Source organism: Halosimplex halobium (assembly GCF_051414055.1).
GTDB lineage: Archaea > Halobacteriota > Halobacteria > Halobacteriales > Haloarculaceae > Halosimplex > Halosimplex halobium.
In genome coordinates this window covers 43,935-57,746 of the sequence record NZ_JBLKNX010000026.1, presented here as the reverse complement: position 1 = coordinate 57,746, position 13,812 = coordinate 43,935, and the positions used below count along the sequence as shown (strand labels likewise).

General features: G+C 61.5%; 14 protein-coding genes. 9 read left to right on the top strand and 5 right to left on the bottom strand.

Annotation, left to right across the window (positions count from 1 at the left end; genetic code table 11):
* The coding region (locus ACMGFG_RS22225; RefSeq protein WP_436932478.1) for a hypothetical protein at window positions 1-402 on the bottom strand (402 nt) is incomplete at its 3' end.
* A gap of 264 nt (window positions 403-666) precedes the next feature.
* Here ACMGFG_RS22225 and ACMGFG_RS22220 point away from each other — a divergent pair.
* Window positions 667-2,949: a bacterio-opsin activator domain-containing protein gene (locus tag ACMGFG_RS22220; protein WP_436932477.1), complete on the top strand. Its 2,283-nt coding sequence runs from the start codon at window positions 667-669 to the stop codon at window positions 2,947-2,949.
* A 62-nt stretch (window positions 2,950-3,011) separates the two neighbouring features.
* On the top strand, window positions 3,012-3,677 hold the full coding sequence (locus ACMGFG_RS22215) for a DUF7344 domain-containing protein (RefSeq protein ID WP_436932476.1): 666 nt from the start codon (window positions 3,012-3,014) through the stop codon (window positions 3,675-3,677).
* On the opposite strand, the gene ACMGFG_RS22210 is transcribed toward ACMGFG_RS22215, so the two are convergent.
* Entirely contained in the window at window positions 3,674-3,928 is a 255-nt protein-coding gene (locus tag ACMGFG_RS22210; RefSeq protein ID WP_436932475.1) for a HalOD1 output domain-containing protein, read from the bottom strand. The genes ACMGFG_RS22215 and ACMGFG_RS22210 overlap by 4 nt on opposite strands.
* Before the next feature lie 284 nt (window positions 3,929-4,212).
* On the opposite strand from ACMGFG_RS22210, the gene ACMGFG_RS22205 reads away from it, so the two are divergent.
* The 7 genes from ACMGFG_RS22205 (at window position 4,213) to ACMGFG_RS22175 (ending at window position 9,516) form a co-directional block, all read left to right on the top strand.
* Window positions 4,213-4,608, top strand: a complete 396-nt coding sequence (locus tag ACMGFG_RS22205) for a DUF7567 family protein (protein WP_436932474.1) — start codon at window positions 4,213-4,215, stop codon at window positions 4,606-4,608.
* Window positions 4,609-4,899: 291 nt separating this feature from the next.
* On the top strand, window positions 4,900-5,850 hold the full coding sequence (locus ACMGFG_RS22200; protein ID WP_436932473.1) for a helix-turn-helix domain-containing protein: 951 nt from the start codon (window positions 4,900-4,902) through the stop codon (window positions 5,848-5,850).
* Window positions 5,847-6,716, top strand: coding sequence for a hypothetical protein (locus ACMGFG_RS22195; protein ID WP_436932472.1), 870 nt, complete (start codon window positions 5,847-5,849; stop codon window positions 6,714-6,716). The genes ACMGFG_RS22200 and ACMGFG_RS22195 overlap by 4 nt, the downstream gene beginning before the upstream one ends.
* Window positions 6,717-7,424: 708 nt before the next feature.
* Complete coding sequence (locus tag ACMGFG_RS22190; protein WP_436932480.1) at window positions 7,425-7,652, top strand: winged helix-turn-helix domain-containing protein; 228 nt, start codon at window positions 7,425-7,427, stop codon at window positions 7,650-7,652.
* Between the two features lie 297 nt (window positions 7,653-7,949).
* A complete protein-coding gene (locus tag ACMGFG_RS22185) occupies window positions 7,950-8,159 on the top strand; it encodes a toxin-antitoxin system TumE family protein (RefSeq protein ID WP_436932471.1) in 210 nt (69 codons plus the stop codon).
* A 3-nt stretch (window positions 8,160-8,162) separates the two neighbouring features.
* Entirely contained in the window at window positions 8,163-8,567 is a 405-nt protein-coding gene (locus ACMGFG_RS22180) for an HVO_A0114 family putative DNA-binding protein (protein ID WP_436932470.1), read from the top strand.
* 394 nt (window positions 8,568-8,961) lie between these two features.
* The gene (locus ACMGFG_RS22175; RefSeq protein ID WP_436932469.1) at window positions 8,962-9,516 is read left to right on the top strand and encodes a hypothetical protein; all 555 of its coding nucleotides are present in this window, start codon (window positions 8,962-8,964) and stop codon (window positions 9,514-9,516) included.
* A gap of 834 nt (window positions 9,517-10,350) precedes the next feature.
* Here the strand turns inward: ACMGFG_RS22175 and ACMGFG_RS22170 are convergent.
* From ACMGFG_RS22170 to ACMGFG_RS22160, 3 genes are read right to left on the bottom strand one after another with little or no spacing between them, the layout of a single operon-like run.
* Window positions 10,351-12,504: a type B DNA-directed DNA polymerase gene (locus tag ACMGFG_RS22170; RefSeq protein ID WP_436932468.1), complete on the bottom strand. Its 2,154-nt coding sequence runs from the start codon at window positions 12,502-12,504 to the stop codon at window positions 10,351-10,353.
* 5 nt (window positions 12,505-12,509) lie between these two features.
* The gene (locus ACMGFG_RS22165; RefSeq protein WP_436932467.1) at window positions 12,510-12,809 is read right to left on the bottom strand and encodes a DUF8156 family protein; all 300 of its coding nucleotides are present in this window, start codon (window positions 12,807-12,809) and stop codon (window positions 12,510-12,512) included.
* 2 nt (window positions 12,810-12,811) lie between these two features.
* A complete protein-coding gene (locus ACMGFG_RS22160) occupies window positions 12,812-13,750 on the bottom strand; it encodes a hypothetical protein (protein ID WP_436932466.1) in 939 nt (312 codons plus the stop codon).
* Between the last annotated feature and the right edge of the window lie 62 nt (window positions 13,751-13,812).

Here is a 13,812-nt window from a genome sequence, read left to right as displayed (position 1 = left end):
ATGCTGAAACCCAGCAGTTGACGCGTGGAACGTATGCGTCTTGAAACCACAGGACCGTTGCACTCGGTCTGAAATCCCGTGGCGGGATTCCCGCGTCTTCAGGCGCGGGAGGTGGTCAATGAGATCCATGGTGGTGTAGATTCGTACCTCCTCGGGTGTGATGACGACTCGGTAGCCCCAAATCCGTGTACTTAGATACAGCGGGCGGTCAGAGGTCCAGCGAATGGACTCGAGCACGTCAGTGTTGACCCAATCATCAAGCCGTGTCGATTTCTCAAATATATCAATGTTGGCCGCATGGAAGGCGTTTACTATGGCCACACTCATCTCCTCTCCACTACTGAACGAGTAGCACACCACGAGATCGAGTTGTTTCTCGTTCAATTGCGGTAAGGAGTCCATTAGAAATTGGTATTAACTTAACAATAAAGACACCTTCGTTTTTCATTCAGTTGTTCAATTCTAATAAGATCAATAGATGGCAGACAATGAGGGGCCGCTGTTGGTGTCACCGAAGTGGATGGCTTCGTTGCCCGTGTGTGCAGACATCGTCTTCGCTGCTAGTGGCTTGGTATCGGTTTTGTAGGGTCATCTCGGGTCGATGGTCGCAGACCTGTGATCGGTTCCATCGTCGGAACTTTGTATGATGGTACCGATGCACATATCATGAGTGCGGGGCCAGCAGACGACATCTACGCGGAGACGCTGGCAGTCTTCGAACAGCAGGCGGATCAGTCCGAACCGCTCACGACGCCGGAAGTGGCGTCGGCGCTGGACGCCGAGCGCCGGACGGTGTACAAACGACTCGAACGACTGGTTGACCGCGGCGACCTCGAGACGAAGCAGGTCGGTGCGAACGCCAGAGTCTGGTGGCTGGCTGCTGATTCATCGCCATCGGTTGAAACCCACTCGAACTCCAGTGCTGGCGGTCCTGATCCCAAGCAGTCGAATGAGCGGCAGGCAACCGAAGACACGACGGAGCGACAAGAAGACGCGTGGGCGGGCGACTCGGAGCGGTGGGCACGGGCGATGACCTCGATGATCGACGGCGTGGGAGTCGTTGACGGAGGCGGTGCGTACCGATACGCAAACAGCACGCACGCGGACGTGTACGGCTACGACGACACCGAGGCATTCCTCGGCGAGCATTGGGCGATGTGCTACGGGGAAGACGAACTCACGAGATTCCAAGAGGAGATCATCCCAGTCGTCCGTGAGCAAGGTGGCTGGCGCGGCGAGGCCACGGGACAACGCAAGGACGGCACGACCTTCCCGCAGGAACTCTCGCTGACCGCGACCGACGACGGGGGGATGGTCTGTGTCGTCCGTGATATCACCGACCGCAAAGAGCGTGAGCGACGACTCCGCGAAGCCCGGAAGTTCAACGAGGAACTGGTCGAGAACGCACCGTTCGGGATGTTTCGTCTAGACGAACAACTCCGGATCACCTACGAGAACCCGCGCGCCGAGGAGATCATCGGCCTTCCCGAGGAAATGGAGTCCTCAGATGCCATCGGTGTCCCCATCAACGAACTGCCCCCAATCGTCGAGACGGGCCAAGCTGAGCTCTTCGAACGTCTTCCGGAGGGAGAACCTATCGAGTTCGATTTTCCCTTCGAGTCGATCTACGGCAAGGAGGCGTATTTCACCGGACGGGCCGTGCCCGTGTATCGCGACGACGAGTTCGACGGGGCAATCCTGATGGCTACGGATATCTCGGAGCGGAGGCAATACGAGCGAGACCTCGAACGTCAGCGTGAGCAACTCGCGGCACTCGACGAACTGAACGATGTCGTCCGCGGCATCACGGAAGCGGTCATCGACCAACAGACGCGAACCGCGATCGAAGACGTCGTCTGCGAGCGGTTGGCCGGGTCCGAGTCGTACCGGCTCGCTTGGATCGGGGTGATCGACGCGGACCGCGACTTGAATCCGCGAGTCGCGGCCGGGGTCGGCGGTCGTCTCGATAATGCGACAGTCAGGCCCGGACCCGAGACCGACCCCGAGGAGGACCCGATCGAGCGAGCGGTCGCCTCCCAAACGATACAGGTACTACAGGACGTGCGTGCGGATCCGCCGTTCGCATCTTTGGGCGACCACGCACGCGAATTCGGATATCGGTCGGCGGCGGTCATCCCGATTGTGCATCAGGGCGTGGTCTACGGTATCCTTGGCGTCTGTTCGGATCGGCCCGACACATTCGCCGAAGCGGAGCGTGAGGTGATCGGACAGTTGGGCGATGTAGTCGGCCATGCAATCGCCGCTGTCGACCGCAAGCGAGCGCTCATGAGTGACGAAATCATCGAACTCGACCTTCGGGTCCCGGAACTCGGCGGATCGACTCCTGTTCCGACAGCCGATGGCACGATCTCAACCGACCGGATAACGCCGCTCAGCGACGGTGAGTACCTGCTGTACGGGCGGGCACCTACAGAAGCTGTGGCTGTCCTCGAGACGTTACGAGATCAACGCCCGGAGTGGGGCACGGTCGAGACGTTCGACGAAAGCAGTGAGACGATCCGGTTCGAACAGCGCCTTTCGGACGAACCGATCGCCTCTATCATCGCGACTCACGGCGGGAACTTCAGACAGGGGTCGATCGAAGACGGCGCGGTCAACGTGACTGTTGCACTCCCGCCCGGCACAGACGTTCGGCGGATCATCGAGACGATCCGGGAGACCTATCCGAGCACGCACGTCCTCCGGCAGCAGCAGGTAACTCGTGAAGTCCCCACGACAGCAGATCTAGTGGGTCTGCTTGCCGATGACTTGACAGACCGGCAGCGAGCGACGGTCGAAGCGGCGTATTTCGGCGGCTATTTCGATAGCCCGCGACACCGGTCGGGCGAGGCGATCGCCGCGTCGCTCGATATTCGTGCGTCGACGTTTCATCAGCATCTGCGCAAAGGCCAGCGAAAACTCCTCGAAGTCGTGTTTGCCGAACTCTAATCCTCCGGGACACACAAATTTGAGCGGGTTAAAATATACCACTCTCTGTAGTAATATGACCTATGAACAGACAATCGGGTGCTCCCGTGAGGGGTGGTGGCGACCGGGAGTTGGCGACGGTACTGGGTGATCTTCGACAGCGGCGGGTGCTCTCGATCCTTTACGACCGGTCCGGACCAATCGGCGTTCGGGACCTTGGGGTCAAACTCGCAGCACGCGAGCGTGATGTCGAGCCATCGGCGGTACCCGAGTCGGCCCGTACGTCGGTCGTGGCTGACCTCGAACACCGCTGTCTCCCGAAGCTAGACGCGACCGGGTTGATCGAGCGTGATCAGGAGTCGGTTGTCGCCCTTTCGCCGCTCCCCATCGAGACAGACCTCTCGCTCCCGCCACTCAGCGACCCCGAGCACCGCGACTGGGACCCAATCAGTGTGTTGGTGGCCCGCCCTCTCCGGCAGGGCGTCGTTGCCACGCTCGCAGACCACGAGCACCGCATTACGATGGAGGCACTTGCAACCGCACTCCAGAGCCGCTGTAACCAGACGATAGTTCCGGACGACGACCAGCAACTCCGCACGCAGCTCCACCACATTGGACTCCCGAAACTCGCAGCTGTCGATCTCGTAATGTACGACACGACAGCACAGACGGTCACCCGGACTCGACGAACCGTGGCCATCGTCCGTCGGATGGATCTCAAGACGACTGACGACAGGACACCCAGCTAGGAACGTTCTCGAAGTCGGATCCGTGCCGGTTCGACGACAATCTCGTAGCCCGCATATTCGAAGGTGAGCGACTGAATTTCCGACGAAACCGCGAGCACGTGATCTAACGAATCGACATCGATAGACTCCTGAAGCGGCGGCAACTCGGTGAGCGGCCGATCTGACACATCCGCGAGCGCCCGAAACACAGCGTCGCTGGCGCACTCGTTGCGGCCGACTTCCCACGTTTGGCCGGGTTCAGGGCGATCCATATTTGATGTTTACTAGCGTGATACTTATGTCATTTGTTTAAACCAGTCTGATAATACGCTGAACTACTATTTGCTGGGCTTGCGTCCCAGTGGAAGAGGATACCGCCGAGAGCGGTAGTGACGTCCTCCGCCCCGTGAACGGCGAGATCCTCTCGCTGACTCAAAATTGAGTACGCCCCCGGTGACCACGGGCCACAGTGTCGTGTGCTAACTGGGAAGAACGCAGTCGGAGCGTGTTTTTCCGGGGCCCGAATGGGTGGCCCCTCGAACGGGCCGGGTCACGAATGAGCCTCGAACCGATCGACCGCCACAGCGAAGCACTGTTCGCGTTCCTCTGGTGTCCAGTCTGTGGACACGAGGTGTTCAGCCACATCCCCTTCGAGGGGGTGTTCTGCAAGCACTGCAACACACAGGTCACACTCCAGGAAGCCCACGAGACACGCGGCTACGAGGAGGCCGTCCTCGCCTGCTTCGACACGGCGACGACCTGGAACCTCCACGTCGACGCGAAGTTGCGCCGGGATCTCCCGGACGGGTCGGCCCGGGTGAAGGTCGTCGGCGCACCGGGCGACTACGCAATCGACTGGTGGAGTCCACGGCCCGACGATGACTGGCAGCCGGTCGAGCGCGGCGAGTTCGACGACGTCGAGGAGCCCGAGGAGGTGTCGCACCTGGCCTGACGCTCCGGGTCAGGCACAGCGTCGAGCACCCGGCAGACGACTACTCGACGACAGCCCTCCCATGGCGTCGTGGCGTCCCGAACCACCCGCTTGCCGAGCGTGCCGAGTGACCCGTCACCGTCGGCGACCACTCCGCGTTTTCTCGTGACGCATTCGATCAACGGCGGCTTCGAGCGGGCGAGGTGCAAGTAGGACGAATCGCTCGGTCACTTGGCGTCCACCAGTGAACCGGCGATCGTAAACTAAATTCCAGAAACTTACTTAAGAGAACAAAATAAATAGTAGACACAGATGCTGACCAAGGCCGGCTTCGCTGTCATCGACACGCTGCAGACCGGCCGGGAAGCGACGGTCACCGACCTCGCTGCGGCCACCGACTATTCGGAGACTCATCTCTACGAGGTCCTCGATACGCTGGTCGACGCGGACCTGCTCGACGAGCGCCGCGGGCCAACCAACCAGCGGCGGGTCCGGCTCGCGACGCATCCGGTCGTCGAGGCGTATCGGACGCTGCAGTCGGAGCTGGGCCACGTCGAGTGGGCGGACCTCCTCTCGCCGGCCACGCTTCGCGTCTGCTGGTATCTCGACGAACCTCGTCGGGTGGCCGCGATCGCGGACCGGCTCGACAATACCCGACAGGGCGTCCACAAAGCGCTCTCACCGCTCAAGCATCGCGCGATGCTGTCCCCGTCGGGCCCGGAGTACGCGTTGAGCGATGACCTCGCGCCTTTGCTGACGTTCGCCCGGGCTGTCGTGCGCCACGAGCACCGGGCGCGAGCCCGGGCACTCGCGCCGAGCGCGACCGTCGAGTGGTGTGACCCGACGCGAGCGCTCGTTCGCGTCCAGACATCCGAGGATACGGCGGCACTCGAGGACGCCGCCGAGTGGCAGCTGACCGGGCTCGCTCGGTTCGCCGAGTACGGCCTGGACTTCTTCCTCGCGGACGAACCCGCGTTCTGGTACGCCCCCGACGCGGAGCTCACCCCTGCCGAAGTGGTCTGTCACACGCTCGTCCTCGATAGCGGATCCCGCCGCGTCAGTTACGCGATGCTGTTGATCGAGACGCTGGGACTCGACCGAGCGGCGCTGCTCGAAACTGCCCAGTGGTATGACCTGGACGCCGCGGTCGCGGCGATGTATCGAGCGCTCGATGGGGCGTTCGACGCTACGTCGGCGTCGCCAGTTCCCCTGCCGAGTGAAGCAGAGTATGCGGCGCTCAAAGAGCAGTACGGCGTCTCATGACAGTCTTCACAGGCGGCGAGGCGATCGAACGCTTCCTCGGCGAATTCGACAGCTGGCTCTCGGAGTCGGTGACCGTGTATCTGCTCGGCGGGTCGGCGATGACGGTGCAGGGGCTGAAAGACCAGACTGAAGATATCGACGTGGCGCTGAGTGTTGCCTCCGAGTTCGAGCACGTCTATCACGTACTCCAGGCACAGGGGTTCACAGTTACCAGCGAGCCAACAGCGTCGTTCGAGGGCGTCGGCAGAACAGTCGAGTTACAACACGACGAGCGTGGTCTCCAGATCGACCTCTTCGAGCAGCAGGTCGTCGGGAAGGTCTGGATCTCCGACCGGATGCACGACCGGGCAACAGCGTTCTGGACGGGGGACCAGGCGACGGCATTCGTCCTTGCCGACGAAGATATGTTCCTGTTGAAAGCGGTTTCCGGCGGTGACCTGACCAGTGGTCGGCGCCGCGACATCGAGGACATGCGGATGTACGCCCAGCGTGGGCTGGACTACGACGTGATGCTGACCGAAATCGACGAGCAGCGACCGTTCAATACGGGCGCAACCGAAGCACGACAGATCCGAGACCGCTCGCATCCGCTGTTCGCGATCGAAATGGCGGTGACCTCACTCTCGGGGCTGCCAGCCACGTTCACAGACAGGATCGAAGCGTTCGCGACGGCGTTCGAGGTCGAATACACTGTTCTAAGCGCCGTCGACGATGGGCTCGACGGTATCGAACCGATCCGTGACCGAGTGCGCTCGAACGTACAGACACTGTCGGACGACCAGCACGAGGGCGTCGACGACGCGATCGACCGCTTGGTCGCAAAGCAGGTCCTCGAGCGTGACGGCGAGACGGTCCGGCCTCGGTAAGCTGGCGCATTGCGAGCCCCCGTAGACGAACCGTCGCGATGGAGCCCTGGTCGAGGGGACCGTATGCTAATCCCGCGAGCGGTCCAGTGGGATGTATCGTCGCACGAAGCCGTGCTCGAATTTTAGCCGGTGCCGGACCGGTCCCACCCCGCCGCCCCACCCACCGCTCCGTGCTCACTCCCCGCGAGTCGTTGCGCGCGCAGCCACGACCGTATTCGGTCGATTCCACGGTACGGACTGCGAATTCAGTTTCCCACTCGCATCGGACCGACCCTTCGAGAGGGGTCGCTGACCCGTTACTGGACCCTAATTTGGTGGCCGCACGGAAGCGCACGGCGGTCGGTCGGGCCGCGGATCTCGATCCCGAACAGCTCACAGCCACACTGAGGACACTGTCTTGCCCGCTGGTCAGTTCTCGATGTCCGACGGTCTCCGTTAGGGAGCGGATTCTCGGCTGTCACGGACTCTCCCTCCGACGGACTGCGCAACGGTGAGGGGATCTGATTGCGCGCTCTGTAATAGGGTCATCCGCGGGGCCGGATCGCGAGATGTTTCGCACGGGGTCAGCACATGGATTCATGATACCCCGGTATAAAAATTCTCATTAAATAATGTGGCTAGCCACACGAATTTATTATTAGAACCTGATAAGTCCCTGCTCATCGATGTAGAGTCACCGTGGCCGACCGTCGCACGCCGCCGGGCTGGATGCAGTTGCCGATAGACGATCGTATCCTCGAATGTCTCTCGTCGTCGGGGTTGATTCTCTCGCCCTCGGTCATCGCCATCAACATCGACAAATCCCGAGACGAAGTGAATCGTCGACTGTCGACGCTCACCGACGAAGGATACGCTGAGCGCGTCAAACGGGGGTACTATCGGATTGCCGAGTCGGGCGAGCAGTACTTGCAGGGCGACCTGAATGACGAATCCTAGTAGCATGTGGAATTGGTCACCTGGGCCGATTTTTGAGTCTGCAAGGGATTGGTCACTGGCTTCGTGGGTATTGTGTCGGCAGTCCCGGTGAACTACTTCGGACGGGAGCACGTGATTGGTGGAAACCGTTGACCCGAGCAACTGGGTTGGTACCCCACCGATGGTGTAGATACCAACATTTTTATTTTGATGGCAAAGAGACCATCAACTGAGGATGGCGGACGATGATGATGTCGCGGTCGTTCGCGACCGGCGTCGCGACTTCGGCGATGGATCGTCCAGATCAGAGTGCTACGTGTGCCGGAATCCGAAACGTTTCCCGAGGGAATCAAGTATGCGTTCCACTACGGCCGGAAGGACGGCGACGATCCGATCCTCCGGTACGACAACCATCACGGCGTTCACGAACGCCATAGCGGTTCGGACCTCGAAGAGATCGACTTCCCGGGTACCGAGGCGCTGCTCCGACGATTCATTAGCGAACTTCCCGATCACATTTCACCGTAACTCATGACCACGAACACGCTCCACATCACGGTCGAATCGACGGCGGCATTCTTCGAGGCGGCCCTCGACGATGTCCGCCAACTCGAAGCCGACGAGGACCTGGAAGACGAGTCCGTCCTCAGCCTCCCCGACGAAGAAGCCCTCGAACGAGTGCTGAGTGAAAAGAACCTCGAGCTCATCCGAACGATCGCCACCGAGGAGCCCGCGAGCGTTCGCGAGCTCGCTCGCCTCGTCGACCGCGACATCAAGAACGTCTCGACGGCACTGAACCGGTTGGCGGAGCTCGGGCTCGTCGACCTTGAAGACGAGGGTCGTGCGAAGCGGCCGACGGTCTGGTACGACCACATCGAGATCGACATCCAGGTGACGCCCGACGAGACCGACGATTCGGATGTCGCTCTCGTGTAGGACGCCCGCTTTAGGGCCAGATGACGGTTTGCATACACATTCTCAGATCCCTCGATCCGCTCAATTCAGGTGGTTCACCTATCGATGGGAGCCTCGAACTATCGGAGCCTCGTCAATCAACCGGTGCGAGATATAGGGAGTCTATGCAGCACTAGGTTGAGATAGCGAACTCGATCAGTTTCGGGATTTGTAGTAAACTACGATATTCGCTAGATAGTACAACACTTTTGAATTTTATCTTTTTGTTCCGAAAGAAAGTAAAAACCTGAAACATCCTAATATTCGGCACCAAAGGGCTCGAATATTAATTCCCGGTGTGAAAATAACCTTTCTACTGCGCCCTCATTCTCAATATCCGTCAAGGCTACAAACCTCTGTATTATACTCACTATGTATGAAAGACTACCTCAACCGATTAAAAGATACAGTTACTGGGACTGAAAACGAAGAAAATAACCCCTATTCGAAAAGAGAAGAATTCAGTCCAAAAAAAGTAAGGTCAGAAGTAGAACACATGTTCGAAAACGGTATGCTAGTTGACGACTATTTCCCCCAAGAATCTCGTGCCGATATTATCGATAATATAGAACAGGAAGCCCGTACATTCGAAACCAAAATAGATCCTGCCCTGAGTAAAGGGCCGTTCGATGTTTACAATTCAGGCAGCTACTGGAATTTTGAGCAAGATGAAAAAGATAAGATCAATAAATGGCGCGAAGAATATGTGACCGCCGAATTGGAAGAGATTGTTAACCGGGTTATTGAACAGATAATCCCTGTAGTCAATAATGCGTTCAAACTATCCGAAGAAAATACAGTTGATCGTATTAATGAATTAACACAAAAATTGGCAGAATATCCAGCGTTACATTATATGTGGAGGTCACTAGTGTTCGCATATGATAAAATATTCCCTGATAAACAATTGGAATTCTCCTATAACGTATGAATGAGCTGGAGTAATATATCGTCTATTCTTCGTCAACGCTCGGGTTCGGGGCATCGAACTCATCCCGGTTGCACGACCAACGCGGGAGATCGACATTAATATCCCAACAATCGCAGTCGTCAAATCTTGTAGATGATCCATATGCGCTGTGTATACAGCGGGGCGTTCTCAATATAATACGTCTCTGACAGAACCGTTGGCGATCAATTCGCAAGTCTACTTATACGCTGAACAGGTGCAATACCACGGCGTTCACGCCGTGGATACGCGCCGTCACTTGGGAGAAAACCCACGTTCGACAGCACTCTGAGTTTCGGGATACCGACGTTTAAGTGACAGGCAACCCTAGTAATGGAGAGGAATCGGTCGGAACGGAGCGGATTCCGAACCGTCCTTCGGAGGTGGTCTGTCCACCCATCTAATGAGACAGTATCCGAAAGAGCGGGCGGTGAACGTCACATCCTCGAAGGGTGTGCCCATGTGCCGACTGCTCAAAGCGAGTCAGACGATACCCCCAAGTCCGGTGACGCGTGCCGGCGTCCCCGTGGCAAAAACAACACCGGGACGCCGTACACGGTCGAGGAGAGGGGTAACGGCGGCTTGGCACCGCCACCAGTCCACCAGTCCGATACCGTGGGACTACCCGTGCCCGAAAGGGCTTGGAGTCCGGTGACTGGACTGCGAACCTGAAACTCCCACCGCTCGGGATTCCTCCGCGTTCACGCGGAGGAGGATGTCAACGGAGTACTCAGCCAATCAGACGATGAAAACAACGATCCTCTATCTGCTCGGTTGATTCCGGTATCTGACAGTATTCAAACCAGAAGCGGCTGTTCACCCGTCGAACGCGGCGAGCGTCCCGTCGACGGTATCGGCGAGCCACTGGCGAACGTCGGTCCGGTCCCACCCCAGCGGTGACAAGACACTCTCGACACCACGAACGAGCTGGGTCTCGTAGTACGAGGCGTCGTAGGTGTCGATGTCCTCGTGGGCAAGGGCGACGCGGTCACGCGATGCCTTCGCGTCGTCGACGACGACGTATCGGATATCCTGGCCGGGGTGGACGGCCAGGCCCTGATCGCGAGCGCGTTCGAGCGCTGCGACGGTGTGGGTGTACTGCGTGTAGGCGTCGACCGGCTTCGAGACGCGAACCCGCTCGGTGAGTCGGTCGGGGTCGACCCGGCCCGCTCGCAATCGCGTGATCGCTGCCTGGAGGCGTTGCAGCACCGGCTCGGGTGCCTGGGCTTCGTCGAGGCGGTCGAGACAGTCCCGCTGGACGGCTTCGACGAACGGCGGGGTCGACCGCTGGCGGGCTTCGATGCCGCGGATCTTGTATTCGCCCGTGTCGGCGAGCCGGCCGAAGTACTTCGTCAGCGCGCCGGCCGAATCGTCCCGTCGCGGGACGAACGCGACCCAGTCGTAGGCGGCCTCGTACTCCAGTTCGATCCCGACGGCGTCGGTGATCTCGGCCGCGAGCGTGTCGAGGTCGGTCCGGTCGCTGGCCGGGACATCCGGTGCTGGCCGCACCCAGATCGAATCGACGATGCCGTGCACCACCTCCCAGCCGCCGGCCTCCAGTCGCTGTTTGGCGTCCAGGAGGATCTCCCGGGCGAAGGCGTTGATCGCCTCGTGGCACTCGATCCGGCCGAACTTGGCGTTCGCGAAGCCCTGGTAGCCGAAGCAGGCGACGAGGATCCACTTCAGCGCGTCCGAGCGGCCTTCGAGGGCAGCAAGTCGGTCATCGTCGGGGGCGTCGGTCGCACGCTCCTCGCGGATGGCCGCCTTGATCGCGTCGCGGTCCTCGATGATCGGTTTGAGGACGTCGACGAGATAGCCCCGCTCGTCACAGATCGCGTAGTCGAGGCCGGGCACGTCCGCCCGGTCGCGGTGGCAGCCACACCGGATCACGTCTGGCGAGACGTTCCGCGTGCAAATGATGTTCGGATACAGGCTGGAGAAGTCCAGTTCGTGGACGTCCTCGTGGACCCCCATGTCGGGCGCGAAGATGAACCCGCCGCGGTCGGCGTCGTGCAGCGTGTCCATCGACTTGAACAGCTCGTGGCGCCAGGAGTTCCACGGGACGAGGACGCCGCGGGCGGTCGCCTCCCGCACCTGGATCGCAGTGAGGACGGTGCCGATCGACGCCCAGGCGAGTTCCTGGACGGGCTTGTGCGAGCGCTCGACCAGGTCGAGGACGCCGGCGAGGTTGGTCTCGTCGTACAGGAACGTGGCCGACTCGTCGACGATCGCCCGTCCCGGAACGTTGTACCGCGCCGGCGAATGGCCCACCCGGCCGTAACTCGTGTAGGTCGACTGCCCGGCGAGTTGCTGGGAGTCCACGCCGGGCCAGCGACTCAGCGTGAACTCCCCCATGTCGGCCCGGGCAGCCATCTCGTAGAGCGTCGGCACGATCTCGGCCGTCGAGCAGACGAGCACGTCGGGGTCCCGTGTCGCGACGGCGGTCGCCACGGCGTCGAGGATCGTCGCCGGGTTACCGGTGACGGTGTCGCCACCGACGGTCAGCGTCTCGTACGTGTCGGTGGCGGTTTCCGTGAACGGGACCGACAGCGAGAGCGTCGTCAGGTCCCCAGTGGGCGTCGGGTCGACCCCGCGTTCGAGACAGTAGCGGAACTCCCGGGTGAAATCGACGTTGTAGCAGGCCAGCTCGCCCACGGGGTAGGCGTCGAGCTGGCGGGCTTGCCGGGCGAGCGACGCCACGCGGTCAACGTGGGTGGCGTCGACGGCGAGCAGGCGTTCGGGGTCGCGCCGGAAGCCGGGACGCCGCTCGACGACCTCGACGCCAGCCACGGCCGGGTGGCGCTCGTAGCACTGACGGAGCCGAGCGAGGTCGATATCGGCCTCGGGATCACGCGGCCCGACGAAAAAGCGGGGCGTGTAGTCGTCGACGACGGTGGGGTCGGCGCCGTCGTCGGTCACCGTCCATTCGAGGACGCGCCCGTCGTCGAGGAAGTCGAAGGCAAACGGCATTGCGGTCAGCAGTCGTCCTCTTCGGTAGATTCGTCGGGGCCCGGTTCGACGGCCGCTTCGAGCGTCTCGACCCGCGATTGGAGGGTCTCGATCGCCCGTTGCTGTTCGAGCGCGATGCTCACGAGCACGGGATACATCGGGTCCTGGTGGTTCAACAGCCCGCTGGCGTCGGCGTGCTCGCGGGCGTGGGTGAACAGCTGATCGAAGTACGGCTGGTCACCCCGGCGCAGCGCACGGCGGTAGTCGTCCCAGCGGCTTTCGAGCGCGGTGAGCGTGTCCCGGAAAGTTGGGTTGGTGCGGCCCATCGTCAGTACCCTCCACCGGGCTGGCCGGCCCACGTGTCCAGCAGCGGGGCGCCTGGCTGGCGGGCGGGTGTAGTCGTAACCCCGTCGTCCGTGTCGGCATCGAGCGACGGGCCCAACGGGCTGGCGGGCTGGCACCCGGCCCCCTCGGCGCGGGCGGCCAGCAGGTCCGCCCAGTAGGCCAGCGTCGTCTGATAGGCGTCGCCACCGGCGACGGGGTACCACTGCGGCTCGAAGCCCTCGCCGGTGATCCGCGGGCCCATCCGCGTCGCCTCGCACGTGTAGCGGTGGGTCGCGGCCGCCTCGACCGGGTCGGTCAGGCCGTCCTGCTTCGTTCGAGTGCAGAGGACGGGCACGTCGTAGGCGTCGGCGTACTGCCGGAGGCGAGCGAGACTGCGCGCCAGCAGCCGGCGCGTCTGAGCGTCACCGAGTGTGTCGTCGGCCCGGTAGAGCGCGTCGACGGCAGGGGCGATGACGAGCGCCGGCGTCGGCTGGCCATCCGTGTCGTCGGTGCCAGCGTCGTCCCGCTGGAACGCGTCGGTGGTCGTCGCCGCTTTGACGTGGGCGTTGACCGCGGCGGGCAGGTCCGCGAGCGCGCTGAAGTGCTGGTAGGCGGTGAACCCGCGGGCGACGTGGATGCGGTCGAGGAGGCGCCGACTGGGCGCGATCTGGGTCAGCGTCGCCGTCGTCGCGTAGCCCTGTGCGTCGACCCAGAAGGCGGGGCCGTCGGTTCCGAGCAGGTGGTCACAGACCAGTGCGTGGACGACCGGGACGTTGCGGTCGGCTTCGATGTCGAGGAGCGTCAGGCCGGGATCGAGCGACGGGAGCAGGCCGTCGACGCGCTGGTCTGGGGCGTCGGTGACGGTCGACCGGTTGCGTTGGGCTGCCCGCGTCGGCCTGCCGGTCCGTCGTGAAGCATCGTGATCGTCGGTGGTATCGGGCATACCTGATCGGTGCCGCCGACACTCGGTAAGGGCTCGCGTGTCGCTTCCGGAGTTCAGGAGAG